We start from the raw sequence: 24,592 nt of genomic DNA, 5'->3' as shown, positions 1-24,592 counted from the left end.
AAAACTATGGCTATTACAGTGAAAGATGTGGCAAAAAAAGCAGGAGTTGCGACATCGACTGTTTCTCGTGTCATCAATGACCATCCAAGCATTTCAGAAAACACTAAAAAGAAAGTTCGAAGAATCATGGATGAACTTGGCTATGTCCCAAATATCACGGCAAGAAATCTAGGAAAGCGAGTTTCGAGTGCTGTGGGAGTGATTTTGCCACCACTAGATTCAAAAGAGAGAATCGGCAATCCTTTTTATTTAGAAATCATGGAAGCAATCAATGAAGAAGCTCGTCACCATGGAATGACTACCGCCATCGCGACAGCAAAAAATTTTGATGTTTTATTAGAAAACGTCGAACGGATGCACTTACAAAAACAAGTTGACGGCTTTATTCTTGTCTACTCAGATAGTGACGATCCCGTCATTGATTATCTCTATAAAAACAAGATCCCCTTCACTTTGATCGGTCAGCCTTATCATCACGAAAACGAAATTATTTATATCGATAACGATAACCAATTGTTAGGAAAACAAGCAACCGAGTTTTTAATCGAAAACGGCCATGAGAATATCCTCTTCGTTACCAATACGACACATGAAAGCTTGTACTTTGAACGCTATTTTGGCTATCAAAAAGCAATGATGTTAGCAGGACTAGAAGCACACCCTAGCGTGAACCTAGAACAAGCTGAAGATTATCTGATCTTTGATACGACATTGAAAGAAACAAAAGCCACTGCACTAGTCGTCATTGATGATATTTTTGCTTTACGAACTATGCAGCTTGCACAAATGTACGGATACATCATTCCAGATACATTATCCGTCGTCAGTTTCAATAACTCGATTTTTTCAACTTTGACCCATCCTTATTTAACGAGCATCGATATCGATATCTCTGAACTAGGACGAGTCGCTATGCAAAAATTACAAGAATTGATTAATGACGAAGTAAGTAACGGCGTTCGCCTAGTCATCCCCCACCGCTTGATCAAACGAGAAACTGTAGTGGAAAAGAGGTTGTGACAGCAGCCTTTTACTCTAAGCGATAAGAAAGAAAATCAGCTGATAGAACACCATTAGCCAGGTTGTGAAGAAGACGTTCAGCTTCGATTATTAAGACGGAATTTGAGACAATAGACCAGAAAATGCTTCTTCACATCTATTAACCTGCGCTACCATTGTTCGAAGTTGATCTATCTATTCTTTTTTTAATAGTACGCCTTTTGAAAATAAGCCGAAGAATCTCGAAAATATGAAAAAGTATTTTCAGAGTCTCCGACTTATTTTTTATTTTTTTTTGGCAGGTTATATTTAACACTAGATAATGCAATTACATAATAAAACAAAAGTCCATAGATGCCATTAGCAACAAAATTCTTATTCACTATATATTCTATAGTAATCCAAAATGTACTCGCAATTAATCCGAAGATAATTATACTCAAATAAGGGTGCTTTTTTATGATTTTTTTACGATTCATAGTTTGTGAAGTGCTATATAGCAGCAACGATTTTCTCAACATTCAGTCTGTCATTCCCTCACTAGAGCCCACTTTGTAACCATTGTATCGCTCCCACAGGTATTTTACAGAACCTCGCTGAACCAACAACACTTTCATTCACTCCTTTTTAAGTGGATTATAAGTATTACTATAGCATCTAATATAGATTGCTTTTTAAAGGAATCGTAAAATGTCTTTTTGAGATCATAATCGTCTATGTACTATTTATGTTCGCCTACAGCTAAAAGCTTAGATTTTTCCGAAATAAATTTTTATTATTATTAGGAAATTATTGAGAGTACAAAACAACAGGGTATACTTTATTGCTTGCTATAAGCAACAAAAAGTCCCTACTAATAAAAGGAACTTTGAAGTTATTTATTTTTTTTGGATTTCCTGTAAATTGAAAAAGCTTCAAGAAGACTTAAAAACAAAACCGTATAGAAACCAGAACCTATAAAGTCATTATTGAGTAAATATTCAACAGAAATTCCGATAATACTACCTAGCAACAAATTGATCAAAAGGACGAGATAAGGATGTTTTTCGTAGAATAAATCTATTTTAGCTTTCATAGGTTCTCCTTTTGTATTATTTACTCTGTTTTATAAGCAGTGGCCACAGCCCTTCCCGCTCCATTATAACCAGTTCGTTTGTAAAAGCCTACCCAACCATTATGATTTTTATCCCATAGGCGAGCGACTGCATTTCCTGGAGAATTACCATAATTTGTCCAACCAGCTGCAGTTAGAAGATTTCCTATTGCCCAGCCAGGCAAACCAAAGATACCTAAAACAGAACCAATTCCTTTAGAGTAGGCAGTATTTATAGCTCCAGCTGTTACGCCAGTACTTAAAGCAATATGAGTATATTGCCATGCTCCCCATCTTGCAACATTAGCACGAGCTTTTGTTTCCATTTTTACTACCATAAGGTCACCATTCTCGTCTTTTTGTATAGATACATCCAAATTATCGTTGTTAGAATAACTTGTTGTTGTTTTGAGGGTATAATCGTCACCTATTGTCATTTGAAGTTTTAGGAAACAGAATGTATTGCCCAGAAATTATCCTTTAAACGAAAGAGATACAAATCAGCAGTGTCTCTTCGTTTATCAAGCTACGACCAACCAACACTAGCAATCCCAATATCTAAACCAATACTGTATTTAGGCATATGTTTATCCTCTTTTTTTATTTTTATTATCTCATATTTAGCCAATTATACGAAAATATTTTTTAGATTCAATTTCATCTTTTTTCATTTTTTATATTTGTTTGTATTATTTATTATCAACTTATATTTGTTGCTGAAAATTTTTAGCACATTCAAAAAAGGGACAGGCACCATTCTGCCTATCCCTTTAAACAAAAGTAATCAATTTTTCCTCTGCTGATTTTTTGCAGTAAGTAAAACTTTCAAAAAAGTGGAGAATCTCCAAATTGAGACACACAGTCCCCACTCACTTCTTCGATTGATTCTGTGATATTCTCTATTTCTTTTTAAAAAAAAGAGAGTTTCTATTAAATGACTTATTGGAAAATCACAACCAACCGTCTAATCGATGACTTTCGCTAAGAAGTAGCGTTTCTTCCCTTTTCTGATGACCACGAATTTCCCATCAAATTCTTCAGATGGATCGATAACAAAATCCAGATCAGTTATACGTTCCCCATTGATACTGATTGCGCCATTTTTAACATCTTCACGTGCTTGACGTTTCGATGGTTCAATTTTTGTAGCAACGAGTAATTCCACGATGTTTTCAGGAGTACTTGAAATTTCAACATTTGGCATGTTTCCAAACCCTTGTGCAATCTCTGTTGCATTTAGTTCTTTGATATTTCCTGAGAACAAGGCAGCGGTGATTCTTTGTGCTTCTTGTAAAGCTTCTTCACTATGGACAAAACGTGTGACTTCTTCTGCTAGACGACGTTGCGCTTCCCGTTTTTCTGGTTCTGTTTCAACTTTTTGCGCTAATTCATTGATTTCATCTTGGGTTAAGAAAGTGAAGAATTTCAAGTATTTTACCACATCACGGTCATCTTGGTTCAACCAGAATTGGTAAAATTCATAAGGTGAAGTTTTTTCAGGATCTAACCAAATCGCCCCTCCAGCTGTTTTCCCAAATTTCGTTCCATCTGCTTTCAACATCAAAGGAATCGTTAGTCCAAAGGCTTCAGCTTCTGGTCCCACTAACTTGCGGATCAAGTCTAACCCAGCGGTGATATTGCCCCATTGGTCAGCCCCACCAATTTGTAATTGGACATCATAAGTTTTGTGTAAATGTAAAAAGTCGATCGATTGTAAGATTTGGTAAGTAAATTCTGTAAATGAAATCCCAACTTCTAAACGACTTGCAACGATGTCTTTTGCCAACATCGTATTGATATTGAAGTTTTTCCCATAGTCTCGTAAAAATTCCAATAAAGAGATTTTGGATAGCCAGTCGTAGTTATTGACAAAAGTGATATTCGCATCTTTGCCAAAAAGTTTGCGCATTTGATTGGAAAGTGCATCAACATTGTGTTGTACTTGTTCCATTGTTTGCAACACACGTTCTGTGATACGACCACTTGGATCACCGATTGTTCCAGTTCCTCCACCGATCAGAATATAAGGATGATGTCCAGCTAACTGAAATCTTTTCATCATCATAAATGGGATCAAATGTCCGATATGCATGGAGTCACCTGTAGGGTCAACGCCACAATAAAGGGAGATGCTCTTTTCTTCGACTAGTTCACGTAGTCGTTCTTCATTTGTTTGTTGATTAATAGCATCACGCCATGTTAACTCATCAATAATATTCATTCCATTGTCCTCCGTATCTTTTTTATGAAAGCAGGAATCTGCTAGCATGCCTCTTTAATTTTAAAACTAAAACAAAAAAAGTCCCTTGACGATCTTGTCAAGGGACGAATTTACTCGCGGTACCACCCAGTTTATATGTTTCCTAAAAAACATATCACTCAAACATGTAACGCTGTCGCGTGGCTGTGTGCCATAGACTCCTAAAATGTAATTCATGCAAAAGCTTGTACTAGTTCGCAGCATCCACTAGCTTCCTGAAACATTGGCTTCGTCACTACTTCGTTTTATTCCCTGTCTATTTATAATATATAGATGTATCTTCTATCTTAAAGGGCTATTTTTTCTTTGTCAATAAGTATTTCACCCTTTCCCCACCTAAGGTAACAAGAAAATCAGATATCATAACTAAAAGCCAACTAATCAAAAATAAAACAAAAATGCTTTTATCTCCGTATGCTTTCCAATCAAAGTCGAAAAACTTTCTTTTTATCTTTATCTCATGTTTTCTAACATTGTCATGAATAAGATCGCACTGGAAGCCGCACCTGGATCAATATGCCCTTCTGAGCGTTCACCTAAGTAAGAAGCTCGTCCTTTTTTAGCAATCAACCCGCTCGTGTGTTCCTTCGCTTGTTCAATGACTTCTTCCGTTAATCCTTCTTTTTCTAGAGCATCTGCCACGGGGAACCAGACATCTAACATCGTCTTATCCTCTTTTTCTGCTTTACCTCTCGTTTGAATGGCATTTGCGCCTTCACGAATGATTGCTCCTAATTGCGTTTGCGAATCAATGCGTTCAAGTCCTTTTGTTGCTTTCATCATATTCATAAATGCAGAACCATAGAGCGGACCCGAAGCACCTCCAACTTTAGAGATCATTGCCATGGATAGAGTTTTAAAGGTATCGCTGATCGTTTCAGGTTCTTCTTTCTTCATAGCTTCTTCGTAAGCTGTAACTCCTCTTCCCATGTTATTCCCATGATCACCATCACCAATTGGTGTGTCTAAGTCACTGAGATAGGCTTTGTTTTCTTTAATTGCTTCTGTAAAATCAGTCAACCATGCTTGTACTTTCTCTGTTGTCCATTCCATTGTCATTCCATCCTTCACCATGAGATTGTTTCTACGTCGCTTGTCAAAGCGGCTTTCCAAGCAGTATTCGTTAAATCGATAACCGTCAAAGAGATGCCTTGCATATCTAAAGAGGTCATAAAATCACCCACTTTATGGAACGTTACCTCTATACTCTCTTTTTCTAATAACATCAATATGTCATTGATAAAGACAAACTGTTCCATCAAAGGTGTTCCACCCATGCCATTGACTAATACACCGACTTCTTTAGGCTTTTCTGGATATTCACTTAAGATTTTCGTCACTAATTCTTTGGCTAGCATTTTTGATGGATGTAGCTTTTCTCGACGATACCCTGGTTCACCATGTATCCCCACGCCGTATTCAATTTCATCTTCAGCTAACTCAAATCCTGGTTTACCAACTTCCGGTACAGTCGCTGCTCTGAGGGCTACCCCAATCGTTTTGATTTTCGCTACTACTCGATCACCTAATTCTTTTAATTCGGAAAGACTAGCCCCATTCCTAGCAGCGTCTCCAAGGATTTTATGGACGAGGACTGTTCCTGCTACTCCCCTTTTCCCGGCAGTATAGGTACTATTTTCGACTGCAATATCATCATCTACTACTACTTCTTCTACGTCGATTCCATCCATCATTGCCATATCTTTCGCCATTTCAAAGTTCAAGATATCACCAGTATAATTCTTGATGATCAATAGGACACCTTCACCTTTATCCGCTTCTTTGATGGCAGTTTGAATCTGATCAGGGGTTGGCGAAGTAAAGACATCTCCTAAGACAGCCACACTTAACATACCTGTTCCCACAAAGCCAGCATGTGCGGGTTCGTGGCCACTGCCGCCACCAGAAACGAGTCCCACTTGTTCACGTTGATGATTTTTCGCAATAACTCGTGAATCGCCTACCTGATGCACGAGTTCTGGATAACTTTTAACAATACCTGCTAACATTTCTTCAACGATAGTTCCGGGATCATTCATGATTTTTTTCATTTTACTTCCACCCTTCCTTTCCTGCTTGTTGCGCTTCGTCTATGATTTGTTGAGGATTATCCGTATTACCTGCAGTAATAGCTGCCGCAAAAGCGCCTTCAACGATTGGCGCATCAACTAGATAATAATTTTTTTGTTGTTCCTCCGTTAAAAATTCTTTTGCTAACTCTGAATTCATCACCGCACTACCAATATCTGCAAAAACAAAATAGGCAGAAGAATCTGTTTGATTGATCGCATCCACGATTTTCATCGGATCAGAACCCAGACGCCCTTCTTCAATCCCTCCTAGAGATAAAATCTCAACCTCTTCGGATTGTTGCATTTGCTCAATCATCTCTTTAATCCCATCTGTCACTTTTTGACTATGAGAAAGCAACAAAATACTTTTTTTCATCTAGCTTCTCCCCTTGCTTTTAGGAATATTTGTTTTGGTTGCGTTTTCATTTTCGTGTTATACAAATATGATTTTTTCTAAGGTACATTTCCAGTATATAACAACTCATTGGTTTAGTGGAAACAATGCGCTGATATTGTCTATAGTTTTTATTACAAGTCACTGTAAATTGACTATTGGTTAAAGAAATTTGCTATACTTTTCTTAAAGAAAGGAGTGATCAAAATGATCATTACAACTACAAACAATGTAGAGAATCAGACAGTGGCAGCTTACCAAGGAATTGTTTTTGGAGAGGTAATCACTGGTATCAACGTTTTAAAGGATTTGGGTGCTGGATTACGAAATGTATTCGGCGGTAGATCTAAAAGCTATGAAGATGAATTAATGGTTGCTAGAGAAGAAGCCCTAGAAGAAATGACAAAACGCGCACAAGGACTAGGTGCTGATGCAATCATTGGAATGAAGATGGATTATGAAGTTTTAGGTAGTGACAATGGCATGTTGATGGTCACTTGCAGTGGGACAGCTGTCAAATTAGTATAGAGTCAAGGGGCTGGGACAAGCGGTTAACTCCTTCGATTCCGCCATTTATCCGTATTTAGAGCGTGAAACAAGAGTAAATCATACTTTTGTTTCACGCTCCTCTAAAAAAGGGAAGATGTGACTTCACTGACCTTCTTCCCTTTTTAAATAACGATAGTTTCTCCGATCGATTACTTCACTTCACCGATCCTTTCGTTTGCCTTTACGAAAGGATTTGCTTGAATCGTTAATTGTTCTACTGCATCCCCGTTTGTAAACACAACGATCATATCTGTTTTTTTCTCTGCTTTTTCCAACAAAGAAAGGTCCACCTCGGCAATCAATTGCCCTCGGTTGATTTGCTGACCTTCCTTCACGTAAAGTGTGAATGGTTCTCCCATTAACTCTACCGTATTGATCCCCATATGCAACAAGACTTCGATCCCGGTATCCGTTTTTATCCCTAAGGCATGCTTCGTTGGGAAGATATTCATAATCGTCCCGCTGATTGGTGCAAAAATCTCGTTTGTTTCAGGAATGACTGCGTAGCCATCTCCCATCATTTTTTCTGCAAATACTGGATCAGAAACTTCGGTAATTGGAATGAGTCGACCATTTACTGGTGCGTAAAGTGCTAACTCTTTCTTAGACGGATGATTCTCTGATTGATTTTTTACTTCTTTGATCGGAGATTGCATACTTTCTTTTTCATTAGCTATTGAGTATTGCGTTCCTTGATAAAGCTTGATCATTTCATCTGCTACAAATTGAACTTGTGTACCTACGATGACTTGAATATTCGTTTGGTCAATGACCTTGACACCTGGAACACCTGTCCTTTTGATCTTTTCTTGATCAACCAAAGCTGTATCCTTGACTTGCAAACGCAAACGAGTCGTGCAATTATCGATTGTTTGGATATTTTCTTTACCCCCAAGCGCTTCATAAATAGTGGCAGCCATTTGTGAAAAATCACTATTATCAACCGCCACATCCGGCGTTTCTTCCCCATCTACTGTTTCTCTTCCTGGTGTCAGCAAATTGAATTTCTTGATGGCAAAGCGAAACCCAAAATAATAGATTGCAGCAAACACTAATCCTTGAAGTAACAACATCAAGGGATAATTGGCTACAGGGTTTTCTAAAGACAAAAAGTAATCGACAAAACCAGCACTAAAAGCAAACCCAGCTGTCCAATGGAAAAAGGCACTTACTGCTAAGGAAATACCTGTAAATATAGCGTGTAATACATATAAAGGCCACGCTACAAACATAAACGAGAATTCTAAAGGCTCAGTTACGCCGGTAAAAAACGCAGCAAAAGCAGCTGCAAGCATCAAGGATGCTGTTTGTTTTTTCTTTTCGGGGCGTGCGCATTGATAAATCGCTAATGCACCAGCCGGCAATCCGAACATCATCACTGGGAAAAAGCCAGCTTGATACATCCCAGTTTGCCCAATAATCGCTTTCCCATTATCTAAGGCTTGTTGACCTGCTAAAAAATTGCCGATATCGTTGATCCCAGCTACATCAAACCAGAAAACCGAATTCAGCGCATGATGTAATCCAGTTGGTATCAATAACCGATTGAATAAACCATACAACCCAGCACCGACAAATCCTAACTGCGAGATACTTTCACCAAAAGAAACTAAAACATCATACACACTTGGCCAAATAAATAATAAAATTGCGGATATCCCCAACATGCTAAGGGCTGACATGATTGGCACTAATCGCTTCCCACTAAAAAATGACAATGCCATCGGTAATCTCACTTGACTAAATCGGTTATACATTTCAGCTGCGACTAAGCCAGCTATGATCCCCACAAATACATTATTATCCATCGTATTAAACGCTGGATTAACTTCAGTAATATCCCCTAGATGCAGTAACCCTTGGACTGAATCCGCCGCTAAAACAGTTTGCGGGATCAAATAGGCAACTAGTCCAGCCAATGCTGCTGATCCATCTTTGTCTTTTGACATCCCTAAGGCTAGTCCGACTGCGAATAATAAAGCTAAATGGTTTAAAATCGCTAATCCTGCATTCATCAGAAAAGTGGTGCCTGCATTGCTGATCCCCAATCCTACTAACCAATTTGCTATACCAACTAGCAATGATGCAGCTGGTAACACCGCTACTGGAAGCATCAAAGAACGACCCATTCGTTGCATGTATGCTTTCAATTCTTCTTCCTCCTCATATAAACTTTCTGTCATAAGCTAACAGAGCATTTTGTACAATATTTTGAAAACTTTCTAGAAATTATCTAAAAACAACAAAATGAGTATACCACTTTTACATTTAAATGAATAGAAAAAATGGGAAAGTCTTTTAACTTATCTAATACAAGCTATATTTAGCTTCTAATCTAAAAAAAGCACCTAAGTTAAAGGTATACCAATGATGCATTCATCATAAATACCATTTACTATAAAAAAAGAAACACAGCCTAAAAACCCTTCTCTCACTTTCGCCAAGGAATTTCTCCTAAAATATTTTTTACAAAAAAAGCCAAAAAATCCTAAAAGAGTTCATTCTCTAGGATCTTTTGACTTTTATGGGAATTCAAAGAATACTGTTATTACTTCTATCATACGACTTGTTAGAGATCATGACTCTAAATTCGCTTGCCCATGACATAAACACCAATTGCACCGATTAGCAAAGCACCAATCAAAGGCAATCCTAACAAATGATTTTCATTTGTTTTAGGTAGCGTTTTTGCTACTGGAGCTTGTTCTGTTTCTTTATTTTTTTCTGTTGTCATTGTTGTTTCTGTTGGCTTTGGTGTTGCCTGCGCTGTCCTATCACTAGCAGAATGCAAAGTAGCTTTGATACGTTGAATGCTTGCCGATAATTCTTCTTTTTGAGCATCAAAGTCGGCTATCATCGCTTTCGCTTCTTCGGCTTTCCCGTGGATCTCAGCACTAGCTGTAGCAATTTCTCCTTGCGTTTCATCCAACTTGTTGGCGGTAGATGACGCAAACTCGCCTAGTTGTGTTTCTACCTCTGCCGCTCGTTGAGTTGTAGCACCGATTGTCTGCCTAGCTGCTTCCACCTTGGCTTGCGCATTTGCTAGATCTTGGTTGACTTTTTCACGATCCGTGGTCAATTGCCCCTGTAATTCTTGTAATGCTTGATCGATCTTGGCTTGGTTTTCAACTAATTGATGTTCAGCCTCTCCTAATGCTTTTTCTATTTCTTTTCTTCGTTCTTCCAGTGTTTTCAAATCATTCGTTTGTTCTTCTTTGGTTCCAGAAATTTCTGTATTTTCCGAAGAAGTAGGTGTTGTTGCCTCTGAACTCGCTGATCCTGTTGAGTTCGAGGAATCTTGTGTAGCCACAACTGCTGAATCATTAGTTGATAGTGGCATGTCCGTTGTCTCTGCCAATACACCTTGAGAAAGTAAGAAACAACTAGCCATTATCGAGACAAGCATGATTGTCTTTTTCCCCATCCATTTCTTCTCCTCTCTTACTTTTCACTAACTGATCATTATAGTAAAAAAGAGTCAAAACGAACATGCACAATCATCTAAATCTGTCTAAATCTGCTACCTCATCATTTGATATCTGCTGTTGACTTATAGCTTATTCTCAGTTTTCACTGGATAGCTCAATTCTTTTGGTCTAACTGCATGATACAAAGCAAATGCTCCATCTAAATTTTGTACTTTGAATCCAGCTTGTTTTAAGATTCGTTCTGCTAAATAACTACGCAACCCACTATGACAGCTGACGATATAAGATTGTTCTTGATCTAATTCAGATAAACGACACCGCAAATCATTCAATGGAATATGGACGGCACCATCAAAATAGCCATTTGCTAATTCTTTTTCGTTACGAACATCTAATACTTTTTTCCCTTTTGCTAATTCAGTTGGCAAGTCATACCATTGGATAGGGTCACTGAGTCCTTCGATCACATTCATTGCAACATAACCTAACATGTTTACGGGATCTTTGGCAGAACCAAATGGCGGAGCATAAGTTAATTCTAATTCTGGCAAATCAAAGACCGACAAATTCCCTTTGATCGCCGTTGCTAGAATATCGATCCGTTTATCGATCCCTTTTGCACCAACTCCTTGTGCCCCATAGATTTCACCAGTTTTCGGATGGAAAATAAGTTTTAATAGCACTTCTGTTGCATTAGGATAATAGCCAGCATGATCTTTTCCAGATACATGAACCACTTTAAACGAAAGACCAGCTTTTTTCGCTTGACGTTCACTGACACCGGTAGAAGCCGCCGTTGTTCCAAATGCTCGAACTATCGCTGTACCGATACTCCCACGATTTACTCTTGGTAACCCGACGATACAATCCGCAACTTGACGACCTTGACGATTCGCAGGAGAAGCCAGAGAAATCAAAGCTTCTTCTTTCGTCACTTGGTGTTTGACTACGATCGCATCACCAACTGCATAAATAGCTGGATCACTTGTCTGATATTGCTCATTCACAACGATTCCCCCACGCAAACCAAGTTCTAGTCCAGCCATTTCTGCTAAAGTACTATCTGGTTGTACGCCTACCGATAAAATCGTTAAATCAGAGGAAAGAACCTCTCCATTATCTAAATGAAGGAGTTTCCCTCCTTGTTCAAAACTTGTAACGGCTCGATTTGTTAGAACACGTACTTGGTTACGCTCTAATTCTTGTTGCACATATACAGCCATCTCTTCGTCAAGTGTCGGTACTACCTGTGGCGTACGTTCCACAATCGTCACTTCAAGTCCACGCTTTTTCAAGTTTTCTGCCATTTCGATCCCAATAAAGCCAGCACCTATGACTACCGCTCTTTTTGGTTGTTGCATCAATTTCTCCATGATTTCATCAATATTTGGTACATTCCGCACAGTAAATACATTGTCCGCTTCTGCTAATCCTTCCATTGACGGAATAAATGGTTTGGCACCAGGGGAAAGGATCAATGCATCATAATTTTCTTTTCTTAAGGTTCCTTCATGCAATACTTCGACCGCTTTTTCTTCTGGAAAAATCGCTGTTACTTCATGATTCACTCGCACATCTAATTGGAAACGAGCAGCCAAGCTTTCTGGTGTTTGGATCAGTAAATCTTCCCTCTCACCGATCTCTCCTGATAAGTAATAAGGAAGCCCACAATTAGCAAATGATACATAAGGGCCTTTTTCGAAAATAATGATTTCCGCTTCTTCTTTTAAACGACGTAATCGTGTGGCAGCTGACATTCCACCTGCAACGCCTCCTACTATGATCACTTTCATATTATTTTCCTCCAATCGTTGGTCCGACCCACTGATTCATACCACCACGTACATTAATAGCATCATAACCTAACGCTTTCAATTCTTTTGTTGCTTGTTTGCTACGCATGCCCGACTGACAAATCACATATACAGGTTCTTCTTTATTTCCACGGTAACTCGTGACACGATCTAACGGAACGTTTTTTGCTTGTTTGATATGCCCTCCCCGGTATTCGGCAGGTGTTCGCACATCCACCAACTGAATAGAATCCTTTGTTTTCTGCTTTAATTCCTCTGTGGAAATTGATTGGCTAAAATTAAATAGTCCCATTTTTACAGCACCTCGTTTTTATTTTTAAAATACCTTACGGGGTATATTTAACGATAAATAATGTCTGCTGTCAACTAATTAGTTTAGATAGAAACTTTGATTGATCAGATATTTGCAAAAGATACCTATATAGGGTATTATCATAAAAAATACAAAAGGAGGATTTCCTCATGACTATAGATAATAAAACAATTATAAATCGTCTAAAACGTACGGAAGGACAAATACGAGGAATACAAAAGATGATCGATGAAGAAAAGGAGTGTATGGATGTGATCACACAATTAAGCGCCGTTCGCTCAAGTATTGATCGAGTGATGGGCATGATCGTCGCTGAAAATCTTAAAAATTGTTTGGAACATCCTGAAAATAGCCCAGAAGAACAAGCAAAAAGAATGGAACAAGCTATCAATATGATCATCAAGAAATAAGGTAGTGTCTAGCTACTCAGTTCCTATAAATCAGTTAAAAGAGTATGGGACAAACACCCATGAGGGCTTTGGTGCCTTCATAGTTGTTTGTCCCTGCCACTTTTTCCGACTGTTTACTTGTAACTATTCAACTTCTTCACAACCTCGATCAATGGTATCCAACAAATCATAGTCCAAAGAAAGAAATCGTGATATATGAATTTTTTCAGATTCCTTCTTAAAATTCTGGTTTTTCCTGCTTTGTTAGTAGATTTTTGTATTCTAAAATATACAAGATAAAGGATTGTAGCAAACTATAAGTGATTACGATCAAAATCCATTTCAGCCAAACTTCAGAGATCTCTGGAAATAACAATAAGATGACCATTCCTACATAAATCACTGCAGTCGCTAATTTTCCATACCACTTTGCACCGTCTAGTTTCACCTTCCGATGTAAACCAATGATTCCCGCAATGAGCATAAATCCTTCTTTCACTAGGAATAATCCTAAAATCCACCAAATAAACGGTCGTTCCCATGCTAGTGAAACGATCAATACAAGCTGGGTCAGCTTATCTGCCAAAGGATCTAAGACTTTACCGAGTTCAGTGATCTGATGGAATTTCCTAGCAATAAACCCATCTAAAAAATCAGTCACACCTGAAAATAGGATGATCACCCCCGCTGAATAAAATGCTTCATGCACCACAAAATAAAGATACAGAGGCAATAGGATCATTCTAAGAATAGACAGCAGATTGGGGATCGTTTGAATCTCTTTCCACACACTAGGTATTCTTTTCATTTCTTGATCACTCCCTTAGTTCTTATCTTCATCAAGTTAGTACTGAACCAATTTTTTCCACTACTCGTCCTACGTCTCTTTATCGTATTTACTATACAAACTCTTACGCCTGACATTTACTTTCCCTGCTCTTTTTCCCTCTCCGCTTGACGAAGACGTGCTTCTTTTAGTAGTTTTTTATGGGCTTTTTTTGACCCTCGTGCGATATCTTTTTCCCATTTCCTCGTTTTAAAGTCAGTAAATAAACTATCTAAATCGTAACCTACTGGATACAATTCTTCCGCACTTCTTTTAAAAATCACACGTTGTCGATAAATAGGAAGTAGCTGTTCATCTATAAAAATCACTACAGTTTCTTCTCCTAGGTCCTCGAAGACCAAACCTTCTTTTTGGTGTTGTGTGGAGAAAATGCGATCTCCTTTTGAAAAGATTCGTTTTTCTTTTGGTTCGATGAGTGTTCGGTCAATCCGTTGTTTAAATTCACGCTTTTTCATTGGATAGTTTTTATTTGTAAGGTACTGTTGCGCTTGTAAGATCAACTCTTTTGACATTTGCATCTTTTGAGCGATCCATAACGCTTGACTCTCACCAGTTTTGCCTACTTGTAATAGGTATTTGGGTTGCAGTGCTTCTCGATCAAAAGCCATCGCTGCTGGAACAAAGTCTTCATGAGTCTCAGCAAATTGTTTGATTTCTCCATAGTGAGTCGTCGCAACAATCAATGCCCCTTTTTGATACATGGCATCCATGATCGCAATTGCCAATGCTGCACCTTCTGTTGGTTCAGTTCCACTACCGATCTCATCTAGCAAAACCAAAGTATTTCTCTTTACTTTTTGCAAAATCTCAGCGATATTTTGCATATGACCGGAAAAGGTACTTAACGCATTCGCAATATCTTGTTGATCACCAATATCCACAAAAATCTCATCAAATATCGCTAATTCCGTTCCTTTTTCTGCTGGGACTTGTAGCCCGAACATCGCCATCAAAGTCAACAAGCCTACAGTTTTCAATACTACTGTTTTTCCACCCGCATTTGCCCCTGTGATAACAAGTCCCCGATAAGCTGTTCCTAAGTGGAAATCTAACGGCACCGCTTTTTCCAATAATAAAGGATGTTTCCCTTGTTTGATCGTTACACGTTCTGATTTGTTGATCTGCGGCGTAATCCCATTGATTTCTCGACTATACTTTCCACGGGCAAAAATGATGTCTAATACTGTTACCGTTTCAATGATTTGATCGATTGCTTGTTCATTCTCAGCTAATGCCCCTGTTAGAGTAGCTAATACTTGGTACTCTTCTGTTATCTCCTCTGCTTTCAATAGCTGATAGTTCTCATTGGCTTTTGCTACCGCAGTTGGTTCAATGAATACTGTTGTTCCTTTATTCGACTGCTCGATAATCGTACCAGCTACTTTATTTTTATAACTTGCTTTGATAGGGATCGTTGCATGTTCGCCTTTTTGAACGATCATTGCGTCTTGGATCATTTCTTTATTGCTAGGATGTCTTAGGAATTTCATCAGCCGATCTTGGATTTCTTTTTCGACTACTTGTAGCTGTTTTCGCACTTTACGTAAATTTCTCGATGCATCATCTGATACTCGTTGATTATTTATTTGTTGATAAATCAACTCTTCCACATATTGAAGGTCGGGCAGATTTTTACTGTAAGAATACAGTAAAGGCGTCTGATATTGGTTTTTCTCAAAAAAACGTGTGATCATCCGACTGCTACGTAAAAAATCAGCATATTCGATCAATTCTGCTGGCGTTAATACCAGCCCCTTTTTCACTTGGCTCGTTAATCCACCAATTCTAGTCAGACCCATGAAAGGTACATGTTGGTTGCTCTCTAAGATCAAACGAGCTTCTTTAGTTTCAGTCTGTCTTGCTTGTACGGTTTGTAGATTCGAAGGAATCGACATGTCAGCGATCCGTTCTTTCGTATAGTTACCGATAGCTCTGGCAATGACTTCATTTCTGATTTGTTCAAATTGTAATTGTTTGATTGTATGATTCATATTCTCTCCTTTTTTGAAGAGATACCTGCCCCAAATAAATAAAAACCCAAGGATAAAACAAAAGAGCGAAACACGCTTAAATAAGACATGTCCCGCCCTTGGTAAGATACAAAAAGATTGATTTTGACAGGTATCATCTATAAGCACGCCAAATAAGCGAATTGCTTTATTGGCTATTCAACTTACGCTATTAGATACCTACTACACTCATCAAAATACCTCGCTCATTTAGGTTTTATTTATTTTCATCTCCAATATAACAATCCTATAAAAAATTGTCAATCAAAAACAAGAAACCGCTTTTTATGCCATAACGAAAAAACTATCAAAACTGTCACCTTTTTCGATTTTCAAATTAGTAGACTATCGGAGATAATCTACTTATAAAATAAATAGAAAAGAGTGGTTTTATGAAAAAAATAATTGGCGCAATTGCCATCTTACTAGTACTATTTGGCGGCTACAAAGCTTATCAGTATTATGATGAAACATACAATAGCCAAACGGCCTATGCAAAAACACCAGAAGCTATCCCCCCACGAAAAGATGCTGTGGATGCTAACGGTAAAAAAATGTGGGATTGGAAATCCTATAGTTACGAACTGACTTTCGTGACATCAAATGGTCAAAAAATCAAATTACCTTACAGCGTTGAATCAGAAAATCCAACACCTTTTGAACCAAACAGCTACGTCAAAGCAGAAGTTAGTCAAAAGAGAGTCACTTCAGGTCCTACAGCTGTTGCTAAAGAAACCGTGCCTGAGAATATTTTAAGTAAGCTACAATAAAAACGACAGCCAAGCTCCTTTATTACTACCCTTGTGCAAAGATGATAGGAACACACTGCTGTTTCACTATTGTAAAATCAAGCTATGAAGTCTTGAAATCACAAAAATATAGAAAGCTATTTTTGTTGTACTTACATTTTCTTCTAATGTCCTATTTTCATATTGCTTGGTAAACAACATTTCATGCCCTCTACTATGCACATAAGAAAAAAATCAAATCCAATCTCAACTATTTTTAATTTTTATTGATCGTCGACCATGCAGTGCCTAGATATCACAAGCACAATAAAAAGACCATCGCAGAACAGATAAATCTGTTTTACGATGGTCTCAGTAGATCAAATCAACAGGTTGCTTTTTAAGCTTTGAGATTGGGTTTTACATACTCACTTCATTTCAATTGATTTTAGTAAAATAGGACTCAAACCATCAATGTATACATACCTACTGCTACGACAGCGCCAACCATTGGTGCGATGACTGGTACCCATGAATAGCTCCAGTCTGAATCTCCTTTGTTCGCAATTGGCAAAATAGCATGCGCGATACGTGGTCCTAAGTCACGAGCTGGGTTGATGGCATATCCGGTAGGTCCACCTAAAGATAGACCGATGGCTAAGATCAAGCCACCTACAGCAAAGACATTAGTTCCATCTGCAAATGCAGTTTGGCCGAATGCCAGTAAGCCTAGGACTAATACGAATGTGCCAATGACTTCAGTAATAAAGTTGGCTGGATAATTACGAATTGCGGGTCCTGTAGCAAATGTTCCTAAAATCGCGCCTTGATCTTTTGTTGCTTGCCAGTGAGGCAGATAAGATAACCAGACAAGGACAGCTCCTACGATTGCGCCTAAAAGTTGTGCGATGATAAAGGGCACGACTAAGTTCCAACCGATTCCACCAGTCATTGCCATACCTAGCGTTACTGCTGGGTTTAAGTGTGCTGGTCCCATAAATCCTGAAATATAAACAGCCATTGTAACCGCTAAGGCCCAACCAAAGGCAATGACGATCCAACCAGATGCGTGCGCTTTACTTTTATTCAAATTAACCGCCGCACACACGCCGTCTCCTAAAAGGATCAAGATCATTGTTCCAATAAACTCACCCATTATTTGGGTCATATCTGCATTCATTTAATTTGCCCCTTTCAGTTCACGCAAATCTGATTCAGCAATCAATTTTTCTAATTGTTTGCTTTGATGTTCTTTTTCTTCTGTTGACCATTCAAGATATTCAGCAATCGCATCGATGATTGGTTGTTTGATTTCGTCTAATTGATCTCTTTCAAAAAGCATATGGTTCGTTCGACGGATCAAATAATCACCTGGTGCCAAGACCATTTCTTCTTCTAAGGCATAGCGTAAACGTGCGGATTCAGCTAGTGTCAATCCAGGATATGGTTTCATTTCTTTAGCTAATTCAAAGATTCGTTTTGCATTTGTTCCGTAGAAGTCGGCAATATAGGTCGCATCTTCTTCACTTAAGCCAGCTTCGATCCCGATTTGGGCAAATTCACGGACCATTTCTTCTTGTTTTGTTGGATCAAAATCGCCACCAGAAACAGGATATTTTTTCGAATCGATTTCTTTTGTTTCTACACCATATTCGTCTTTTAGCAATTGGCGGATCAGCTTCATTGCTCCTTCTGCCATTTTACGGTAATCGGTGATTTTCCCTCCTGATAAAGTCACTAATCCATCGGGTTCTCGTTCTAGTGAACTACCACGAGAAACAGTAGATGGTGCTTTTTCATCCCGACTATTTTCTAAATGATTCAAGACGTCTTCTACTTCCACACGAGATACTTTGTTTTCTTTATACTCTGTCACCGTATCTACGACTTTACGGAAACTCTTATCGGAAATTGAACCATTATCTCCACCATTGTAGTCTGAACCAGAATTTCCAATCAAAAGTGGACGTAGACCAGCCCAACTTGATTCAATATCTGCCAGTGTAATATTTGCTTCTGGATAACGATGGTTAATGACTTCTAATAGGTAATCCACATCTTCTTGTGTTACTTTAGGATCAGTAAAATCGCCTTGATAATCTGTATCTGTTGTACCAAAATAAGTTTTGTTTTCACGAGGAATGGCAAAGACCATCCGTCCGTCTTGTTTGCCAGTATCAAAATAAGTTGGTTGTGGAACTGGTAATTTCTTAGCATCTACCACTAAATGAATTCCTTTTGTAGGACGCATTTTTGGTGAGATTGCTCGTTTGAAATTCAAGTTACGGATTTTATCGACCCATGGACCACTTGTGTTGATCACGATTTTGGCACGAATTTCAATCACTTCATCGCTTAACAGATCACGAGCTTTAACCCCAACGATCTTGTCCCCGTCATAGATAAATCCGGTAGCTTTCATTTTACTGACTAAATATGCCCCATCTTCTGCTGCTTTTTTGATGTTGTCGATGACTAAACGAGCATCATTGTTACGGAAATCCAGATAAACACCGGCACCTTTTAAACCTTCTTTTTTCAAGAATGGTTCACGTTTTAATACTTCTTCAGGCGTGAGTGTATAATTCTCATATTTCGTTCCAGTCACATTTGCTAACTTATCATAAAGATCCATGGCTACTTTGACAGAGAACATATTAAACGTGGTTGCCCCTTCACCTTCATAGATTGGCAACAACATTGGATCTGGCTTAGGGATATGAGGAGCAATACTTTGAACTACCGCACGTTCACCTACTGTATCAGCCACTACTTCTACATCAAATGTTTTTAAATAACGAATCCCTCCATGGACTAATTTAGTGGAGCGTGAAGAAGTCCCTTCAGCAAAATCCTGCATGTCGATCAAACCTGTTTTGATGCCTGATGCTGCCGCTTGGATCGCCACACCTGCACCGGTAATTCCACCGCCGATAATCAAAAGATCTAATTCTTCTTGTTTCATGTGGTTAATATTTTCTTGTCTTGTTGTTTTTGAAAACATATTCGTGTTCCTCCCTTTACTCAAATGCTTGAGTGGCAGTTACTGCTTTTTTCCAACCACTATATAGTTTTTCTCTTCGTTCTTCCGGCATTTCTACTTCGAAGATTTTACCTGCTTCATAAAACTCACGGATTTCATCGGTATCTTTCCAATAGCCCACCGCTAATCCTGCTAAAAAGGCTGCACCTAAAGCAGTTGTCTCAAGGTTTTCAGCACGTTGGATCGGAACATTCAAGATATCTGTCTGAAATTGCATCAAGTACTCATTGTTTGCTGCACCACCGTCTACTTTTAGTACTGGAATACTGATCCCTGTATCATCTTGCATCGTATCAATAATGTCACGTACTTGGTAAGCAATGGACTGTAAAGTTGCTTTAATGATATCTTCTTTTGTTGTTCCACGAGTCAAACCAAACATTGCGCCTCGAGCTTCTTGATCCCAATAAGGGGCACCTAGACCTACGAATGCTGGAACTACGTACACTTCATCATCACTGGTAGAGCGTTTTGCTGCTTCTTCAGAATCACTGGCTTTTTGCAGCATTTGTAAGCCATCACGCAACCATTGAATCGAAGATCCGGCAACAAAAATACTTCCTTCAAGCGCATAATAAACCTTTCCATTTATTCCGTAACCAATTGTTGTCAATAAATTATTTTTAGATAATTGCGGTTTTTCACCGGTATTCATGACGATAAATGAACCCGTTCCATAAGTGTTTTTGACCATTCCTGGCTCAAATGCCATTTGTCCAAACAATGCGGCTTGTTGGTCTCCTGCCATCCCTGATATAGGTGCTTCACTACCATAAAAATGATAGCCTTGTGTATAGCCATAAACTTCTGAGTTTGAAGTTACTTTAGGTAACATGACACGAGGGATATTCAACAAATCTAAAATTTCTTGATCCCAGTCAAGATTGTGGATATTGAATAACATCGTTCGACTAGCATTCGAGTAATCGGTGACATGTGCTTGTCCATCTGTCAGTTTCCAAACAAGCCATGAATCAATGGTTCCAAACATGAGCTCCCCTTTTTCAGCTCGTTCTTGGGCGCCTTCTACATGATCTAAGATCCAACGAATCTTTGTGGCAGAAAAATACGCATCAATGACTAACCCTGTTTTTTCGTGGAAAAATTCTTGATGACCTTCTTCTTTGAGTTTATTCGCGATGTCTGCAGATTGTCGTGATTGCCAAACAACGGCATGATAGATTGGTCGCCCAGTATCTTTTTCCCAGATAACTGTTGTCTCACGTTGATTAGTGATCCCAATACCAGCAATTTGAGTCGGTTTGATACCTGATTCAATGAACGCTCCTGCAATCACTGATTGCACAGAATTCCAAATTTCATTTGCATCATGTTCTACCCAACTTTCTCTTGGGAAATATTGTGTGAATTCTTTTTGAGAGCTACCGATATGACGCCCTTTCTTATCAAAAATGATTGCACGTGAGCTCGTTGTTCCTTGGTCAATCGCCATGATATACGTTGATTCTGTCATTGTCATTTCCTCCTATATTTGCAAACGCTTTCTTTATCTGCTTTTATCTTACACCTATTTATTTTAAAGAAACTGTCAAAAAAAATATGAATTCTCATTTTTTTTGACAGTTTTCTAATTTTTAGCTTTTATTTCTCCTTCGATTTTTTGCTTTAGCCTTAATATATCAAAGCTTGAAGCAAATTCGGAAAGGTAGTAATAATTTTGACCTGATCGCTCGTGATTGAATGTAATGATTAGGTCATAAGTTTTTTCAGGTTGTATCTCTTCAATTTCAACGCCACTGATCCCCTTTAATTCTCTGATCAGAAATTGTTGAAATGCCACTCGACAGATTGGCAAAGTATGGAGATCGATACCTACAGATACCTTTTTTTCAATATAAAAGTCGATCATCATTAAAATATTGGCGTATTGACTCATTAAATGATCGAGCATGGTTTCTGTCAATTGTTTTTCGGGTAATTGCTCAATTGTTGTTTTCTTTAGAAGATCTAGTAATTGACTGAGGGAATCTCCTAACATTCGCTGCTGTTGAGTCAGCAAGTGTGGTTGATCATAGATCGTGATATGTCCCTGAAAGAAATACAATTCATTATTGATCTGAGCTAACTGATAACCGACAGCCTTCTCTTCCTTTATTTTCAAGCGTCTAGGCCGATAATGCCATAACATCGTTTCTCGGATATACGTATCCAAGATGGCAGTTGGTAATTTTTTACTACGTGTCAGATCATATTGATAAAAAGTTTCTTCTTCTAACACAGCAAATGAAACTAGAAAACTATAAAAGAGCATCGTCTCATACGAAGTGATATCAGCGGCTGTCCTACTAAGATATAAAGAAATCACAGAATCAATAGCTTGATACAATCGATCCTTTTGGTAGAGCGTCTTTTTTTCTTTTAATATTGAGAATTTCTTCTTATCAGACAAGAGTCGTTTTCTGGTAATCCCTAACCAAGAAGCAATTTTTATCGAAGCTTCAGAGGATATCGTTGTTTTCAACACTCGCTCTAACCCTAAGATCAATGGACGTTTTTCAGGTGTCTCTTGAATATATGTGGGTCGTTGTGATTCCGGTAAAAACTGAAATAGCGAATAATAAAAATATCTGATCTGTAATTCTTCGCCATCTAACTGACCATTTTTGATTTTCAAAGAAAATTCTTTCAACAGCCGGTTCAATTCTTTGAATTTTCTAAAGACAGAAGATTCACTTATATTAAATACTGTTGCCAAACGGACACTAGACACTTGTTGATGTTCAAGTAAGTAGCATAAAATCCGAAATTTCAAGCTTTGTTGAACAAGGAACAATGTGATTTTTTCTAAGCTCATCGTATCATCTAACACTAAAATCGCCTGAAATTCATTTTTTTGAATATCTACCTTCTTTTTCATCATTGCTCCAATGAGCGCAATGTCTTCGATATACTGATCAAAAGCAGATTTTGAAAGTTTGACGTGTTCTCTTAACTCATTGATGGAGGCAGAACCTCCGTTTAAAACTAACGTACGAATGATTTCTATTTGCATTTGTTCTTTTTTATCCAAGAGTTCTTCAAGTTTCATTGAACGAATCAACCGCCTTTACAAGTGATACGGGAGTCCGAAATTCAGGCTGAAAGAACAATTCATGTGCCTCTAGTTGTGCCAAAGTCCAACCTTCCTCTATCGCAAATGTAAGTTGATCAAGAAAATGAAAATTGGTTGCTTTACTGTAACACTGCGCACCGATCAATTGACCTTTCTCATCACACAAAATTTTGATTTTGACTACTTCTTGATTCATGGCAGAAGCACGTGTCGTAAAGAAATATTTCATGATTTTGTGCGGATAAAAAATACTTTCTTCCTCTGTCAATCCTACACTACCAAAAAAGTACCCAAACCATCGATTCCCAATTGGACGATAGGTACCTAAGTCTTTCGTAGGGGTACCACTAATATTTTTACTGGCGATATTAGCCGTGCGGATAGCATTGTTCACTAAAGAAACATACATTTTCTCGTCTGTTGGGCGAAAAGACACTTGGATCGCATCCCCTATCGCAAAAATCGCTGGATGAGAGGTTTGAAGGTAGTCATTGACCCAAATCGTTCCGTCATCATTTAATCGCAAATGATCTTCCCAGATGTGATTATCAGGTTTCGTATGATTTGCTAGAAGAATCAGGTCATAAGTGTCCTTTCTTTGTTCTGTAACTAATTGAACAGGTTCATCTTCTGTTATCTGTTGGACTTGTTCATTTAAAAATAAAGAAACTCTGTGCTTTTTTAGTTCATTGACTAACGGAACAACCATTTCTGGATCGAAATAACGAAATAAAAGAGTTGGCTGACTTTCATAAAGATGAACTTCCTTGGTTCCATCAGATAAGCCTTCCACTAATTCCAACCCTACTTGCCCTCCACCAACCACTGCGATTTTCTTTGACTCTACGATTTTTTGATACAATGCTTCCGTTCCTGTTTGATCTTTTATCCTCCGTATCGACTCATTCACTATAGTATTTCCGCTGAATTGTTGATTCGAACCGGTAGCAATCACTAAATAATCAAAAAACAGCGCTTCACCATTTTTCAACTGAACTTGTTTTGAGTCTCCATTTAAAGAGACAACCTCGGTACTCGTTCGAACCTCAATATGATGATCGTTGATCAACTGCTCTTTGGTGATCCAGTAGCACTCTTCTTCATTGTGTAGTTTTCCTTTCAAGAATAAATTGACACTACTTGGAATAAACCCAACCCGTTCTTGCTTTTCAAGCAAAACAATCTCACTTGCCGGACACTCTCTTCGCAACGAAACAGCCGTCTGAATCCCCGCAAATGATCCACCAATAATCACTACCCTCATGTATCTCCCTCTTTTCTACCTCTTATTGGTAGAGTATCATTTCTTAGAAAACGTTTCAAATAGAAAGAAGGTTGTGACAGTAGCGTTTTGATCTGAACATTAAGACAGAAAATTGAAAAATAGGTCCTCATATTTTACAATTTTTTGGCTTAATGTCAAAGATCAGCTAATGGAACACCGTGGATAAGGTTGTGACAGCAGCGTTTTGATCTGAGCATTAAGACAGAAAATTGAAAAATAGTTCCGAGTATTCATCCTTTAATAAAAAAACTACTTTTCTCCCTATTTATTTAGTAAGTAAAAGGAGAGAGAATTAC

21 protein-coding genes and 1 other annotated feature are annotated in these 24,592 nt (G+C 38.2%); of the genes, 4 read left to right on the top strand and 17 right to left on the bottom strand.

What is annotated here, in order from left to right:
* The first annotated feature begins 6 nt into the window (after positions 1 to 6).
* A complete protein-coding gene (locus A5844_RS06955) occupies positions 7 to 1,020 on the top strand; it encodes a LacI family DNA-binding transcriptional regulator (RefSeq protein ID WP_086284477.1) in 1,014 nt (337 codons plus the stop codon).
* A gap of 853 nt (positions 1,021 to 1,873) precedes the next feature.
* On the opposite strand, the gene A5844_RS06945 is transcribed toward A5844_RS06955, so the two are convergent.
* From A5844_RS06945 to dhaM, 6 genes are all read right to left on the bottom strand, one after another.
* Positions 1,874 to 2,074, bottom strand: a complete 201-nt coding sequence (locus A5844_RS06945; protein WP_086284475.1) for a hypothetical protein — start codon at positions 2,072 to 2,074, stop codon at positions 1,874 to 1,876.
* A gap of 20 nt (positions 2,075 to 2,094) precedes the next feature.
* Positions 2,095 to 2,430, bottom strand: coding sequence for a hypothetical protein (locus A5844_RS06940; protein WP_086284474.1), 336 nt, complete (start codon positions 2,428 to 2,430; stop codon positions 2,095 to 2,097).
* Positions 2,431 to 3,056: 626 nt separating this feature from the next.
* The gene (tyrS, locus tag A5844_RS06935) at positions 3,057 to 4,313 is read right to left on the bottom strand and encodes a tyrosine--tRNA ligase (protein ID WP_086284473.1); all 1,257 of its coding nucleotides are present in this window, start codon (positions 4,311 to 4,313) and stop codon (positions 3,057 to 3,059) included.
* Positions 4,314 to 4,410: 97 nt separating this feature from the next.
* Positions 4,411 to 4,614, bottom strand: a binding site (T-box leader).
* A 191-nt stretch (positions 4,615 to 4,805) separates the two neighbouring features.
* The gene (gene dhaL / locus A5844_RS06930; protein ID WP_086284472.1) at positions 4,806 to 5,405 is read right to left on the bottom strand and encodes a dihydroxyacetone kinase subunit DhaL; all 600 of its coding nucleotides are present in this window, start codon (positions 5,403 to 5,405) and stop codon (positions 4,806 to 4,808) included.
* A 14-nt stretch (positions 5,406 to 5,419) separates the two neighbouring features.
* On the bottom strand, positions 5,420 to 6,403 hold the full coding sequence (gene dhaK / locus A5844_RS06925) for a dihydroxyacetone kinase subunit DhaK (RefSeq protein WP_086284471.1): 984 nt from the start codon (positions 6,401 to 6,403) through the stop codon (positions 5,420 to 5,422).
* 1 nt (position 6,404) lies between these two features.
* Positions 6,405 to 6,800, bottom strand: a complete 396-nt coding sequence (gene dhaM / locus A5844_RS06920; RefSeq protein ID WP_086284470.1) for a dihydroxyacetone kinase phosphoryl donor subunit DhaM — start codon at positions 6,798 to 6,800, stop codon at positions 6,405 to 6,407.
* A gap of 225 nt (positions 6,801 to 7,025) precedes the next feature.
* Between dhaM and A5844_RS06915 the strand changes: the two genes are divergently transcribed.
* Positions 7,026 to 7,346 (top strand): heavy metal-binding domain-containing protein, encoded by a 321-nt coding sequence (locus tag A5844_RS06915; RefSeq protein ID WP_086284469.1) that lies wholly within the window; start codon positions 7,026 to 7,028, stop codon positions 7,344 to 7,346.
* 170 nt (positions 7,347 to 7,516) lie between these two features.
* On the opposite strand, the gene nagE is transcribed toward A5844_RS06915, so the two are convergent.
* From nagE to A5844_RS06895, 4 genes are all read right to left on the bottom strand, one after another.
* Positions 7,517 to 9,517: an N-acetylglucosamine-specific PTS transporter subunit IIBC gene (gene nagE / locus A5844_RS06910; RefSeq protein WP_086284468.1), complete on the bottom strand. Its 2,001-nt coding sequence runs from the start codon at positions 9,515 to 9,517 to the stop codon at positions 7,517 to 7,519.
* A gap of 434 nt (positions 9,518 to 9,951) precedes the next feature.
* Positions 9,952 to 10,791, bottom strand: a complete 840-nt coding sequence (locus A5844_RS06905) for an LPXTG cell wall anchor domain-containing protein (protein ID WP_086284467.1) — start codon at positions 10,789 to 10,791, stop codon at positions 9,952 to 9,954.
* Between the two features lie 126 nt (positions 10,792 to 10,917).
* Positions 10,918 to 12,588, bottom strand: a complete 1,671-nt coding sequence (locus tag A5844_RS06900) for an FAD-dependent oxidoreductase (RefSeq protein WP_086284466.1) — start codon at positions 12,586 to 12,588, stop codon at positions 10,918 to 10,920.
* Between the two features lies 1 nt (position 12,589).
* A complete protein-coding gene (locus A5844_RS06895; protein WP_086284465.1) occupies positions 12,590 to 12,901 on the bottom strand; it encodes a rhodanese-like domain-containing protein in 312 nt (103 codons plus the stop codon).
* 170 nt (positions 12,902 to 13,071) lie between these two features.
* Here A5844_RS06895 and A5844_RS06890 point away from each other — a divergent pair, with 170 nt between their 5' ends.
* Entirely contained in the window at positions 13,072 to 13,332 is a 261-nt protein-coding gene (locus tag A5844_RS06890; protein WP_086284464.1) for a metal-sensitive transcriptional regulator, read from the top strand.
* Between the two features lie 217 nt (positions 13,333 to 13,549).
* Here A5844_RS06890 and A5844_RS06885 read toward each other — a convergent pair whose 3' ends face one another.
* Positions 13,550 to 14,119 (bottom strand): CDP-alcohol phosphatidyltransferase family protein, encoded by a 570-nt coding sequence (locus tag A5844_RS06885; protein WP_086284463.1) that lies wholly within the window; start codon positions 14,117 to 14,119, stop codon positions 13,550 to 13,552.
* A 116-nt stretch (positions 14,120 to 14,235) separates the two neighbouring features.
* Positions 14,236 to 16,149, bottom strand: coding sequence for an endonuclease MutS2 (locus A5844_RS06880; RefSeq protein WP_086284462.1), 1,914 nt, complete (start codon positions 16,147 to 16,149; stop codon positions 14,236 to 14,238).
* Between the two features lie 410 nt (positions 16,150 to 16,559).
* Between A5844_RS06880 and A5844_RS06875 the strand changes: the two genes are divergently transcribed.
* Complete coding sequence (locus A5844_RS06875; RefSeq protein WP_086284461.1) at positions 16,560 to 16,937, top strand: DUF1093 domain-containing protein; 378 nt, start codon at positions 16,560 to 16,562, stop codon at positions 16,935 to 16,937.
* A gap of 421 nt (positions 16,938 to 17,358) precedes the next feature.
* Here the strand turns inward: A5844_RS06875 and A5844_RS06870 are convergent, their stop codons facing one another.
* The 5 genes from A5844_RS06870 to A5844_RS06850 all read right to left on the bottom strand — a co-directional run bounded on the left by A5844_RS06870 (position 17,359) and on the right by A5844_RS06850 (position 24,275).
* Entirely contained in the window at positions 17,359 to 18,075 is a 717-nt protein-coding gene (locus tag A5844_RS06870) for an MIP/aquaporin family protein (protein WP_086284460.1), read from the bottom strand.
* Positions 18,076 to 19,899, bottom strand: coding sequence for a type 1 glycerol-3-phosphate oxidase (gene glpO / locus A5844_RS06865; RefSeq protein ID WP_086284459.1), 1,824 nt, complete (start codon positions 19,897 to 19,899; stop codon positions 18,076 to 18,078).
* Between the two features lie 16 nt (positions 19,900 to 19,915).
* Positions 19,916 to 21,412: a glycerol kinase GlpK gene (gene glpK, locus A5844_RS06860; RefSeq protein WP_086284458.1), complete on the bottom strand. Its 1,497-nt coding sequence runs from the start codon at positions 21,410 to 21,412 to the stop codon at positions 19,916 to 19,918.
* Positions 21,413 to 21,526: 114 nt separating this feature from the next.
* Positions 21,527 to 22,987: an AcpB/EbpR/MafR family transcriptional regulator gene (locus tag A5844_RS06855; RefSeq protein WP_086284457.1), complete on the bottom strand. Its 1,461-nt coding sequence runs from the start codon at positions 22,985 to 22,987 to the stop codon at positions 21,527 to 21,529.
* A complete protein-coding gene (locus A5844_RS06850) occupies positions 22,977 to 24,275 on the bottom strand; it encodes an NAD(P)/FAD-dependent oxidoreductase (RefSeq protein ID WP_086284456.1) in 1,299 nt (432 codons plus the stop codon). Before A5844_RS06850 ends, A5844_RS06855 begins: the two co-directional genes overlap by 11 nt.
* Between the last annotated feature and the right edge of the window lie 317 nt (positions 24,276 to 24,592).

Source organism: Candidatus Enterococcus wittei, assembly GCF_002140175.1.
Taxonomy (GTDB): domain Bacteria; phylum Bacillota; class Bacilli; order Lactobacillales; family Enterococcaceae; genus Enterococcus_B; species Enterococcus_B wittei.
Note: the sequence above shows the minus strand (reverse complement) of the source record. Positions and strands in the feature narration are given on the sequence as shown.

Excerpts from the sequence above, each read along its gene's own strand:
- A5844_RS06890 (WP_086284464.1), top strand. The coding sequence starts at position 13,072 with ATGACTATAGATAATAAAACAATTATAAATCGTCTAAAACGTACGGAA.
- glpO (WP_086284459.1), bottom strand. The coding sequence starts at position 19,899 with ATGTTTTCAAAAACAACAAGACAAGAAAATATTAACCACATGAAACAA.
- dhaL (WP_086284472.1), bottom strand. The coding sequence starts at position 5,405 with ATGGAATGGACAACAGAGAAAGTACAAGCATGGTTGACTGATTTTACA.
- A5844_RS06955 (WP_086284477.1), top strand. The coding sequence starts at position 7 with ATGGCTATTACAGTGAAAGATGTGGCAAAAAAAGCAGGAGTTGCGACA.
- dhaK (WP_086284471.1), bottom strand. The coding sequence starts at position 6,403 with ATGAAAAAAATCATGAATGATCCCGGAACTATCGTTGAAGAAATGTTA.
- A5844_RS06915 (WP_086284469.1), top strand. The coding sequence starts at position 7,026 with ATGATCATTACAACTACAAACAATGTAGAGAATCAGACAGTGGCAGCT.
- A5844_RS06870 (WP_086284460.1), bottom strand. The coding sequence starts at position 18,075 with ATGAATGCAGATATGACCCAAATAATGGGTGAGTTTATTGGAACAATG.
- A5844_RS06895 (WP_086284465.1), bottom strand. The coding sequence starts at position 12,901 with ATGGGACTATTTAATTTTAGCCAATCAATTTCCACAGAGGAATTAAAG.
- dhaM (WP_086284470.1), bottom strand. The coding sequence starts at position 6,800 with ATGAAAAAAAGTATTTTGTTGCTTTCTCATAGTCAAAAAGTGACAGAT.
- A5844_RS06905 (WP_086284467.1), bottom strand. The coding sequence starts at position 10,791 with ATGGGGAAAAAGACAATCATGCTTGTCTCGATAATGGCTAGTTGTTTC.
- A5844_RS06855 (WP_086284457.1), bottom strand. The coding sequence starts at position 22,987 with ATGAAACTTGAAGAACTCTTGGATAAAAAAGAACAAATGCAAATAGAA.
- A5844_RS06945 (WP_086284475.1), bottom strand. The coding sequence starts at position 2,074 with ATGAAAGCTAAAATAGATTTATTCTACGAAAAACATCCTTATCTCGTC.
- A5844_RS06940 (WP_086284474.1), bottom strand. The coding sequence starts at position 2,430 with ATGGTAGTAAAAATGGAAACAAAAGCTCGTGCTAATGTTGCAAGATGG.
- A5844_RS06850 (WP_086284456.1), bottom strand. The coding sequence starts at position 24,275 with ATGAGGGTAGTGATTATTGGTGGATCATTTGCGGGGATTCAGACGGCT.
- A5844_RS06875 (WP_086284461.1), top strand. The coding sequence starts at position 16,560 with ATGAAAAAAATAATTGGCGCAATTGCCATCTTACTAGTACTATTTGGC.
- A5844_RS06900 (WP_086284466.1), bottom strand. The coding sequence starts at position 12,588 with ATGAAAGTGATCATAGTAGGAGGCGTTGCAGGTGGAATGTCAGCTGCC.
- glpK (WP_086284458.1), bottom strand. The coding sequence starts at position 21,412 with ATGACAGAATCAACGTATATCATGGCGATTGACCAAGGAACAACGAGC.
- A5844_RS06885 (WP_086284463.1), bottom strand. The coding sequence starts at position 14,119 with ATGAAAAGAATACCTAGTGTGTGGAAAGAGATTCAAACGATCCCCAAT.
- tyrS (WP_086284473.1), bottom strand. The coding sequence starts at position 4,313 with ATGAATATTATTGATGAGTTAACATGGCGTGATGCTATTAATCAACAA.
- A5844_RS06880 (WP_086284462.1), bottom strand. The coding sequence starts at position 16,149 with ATGAATCATACAATCAAACAATTACAATTTGAACAAATCAGAAATGAA.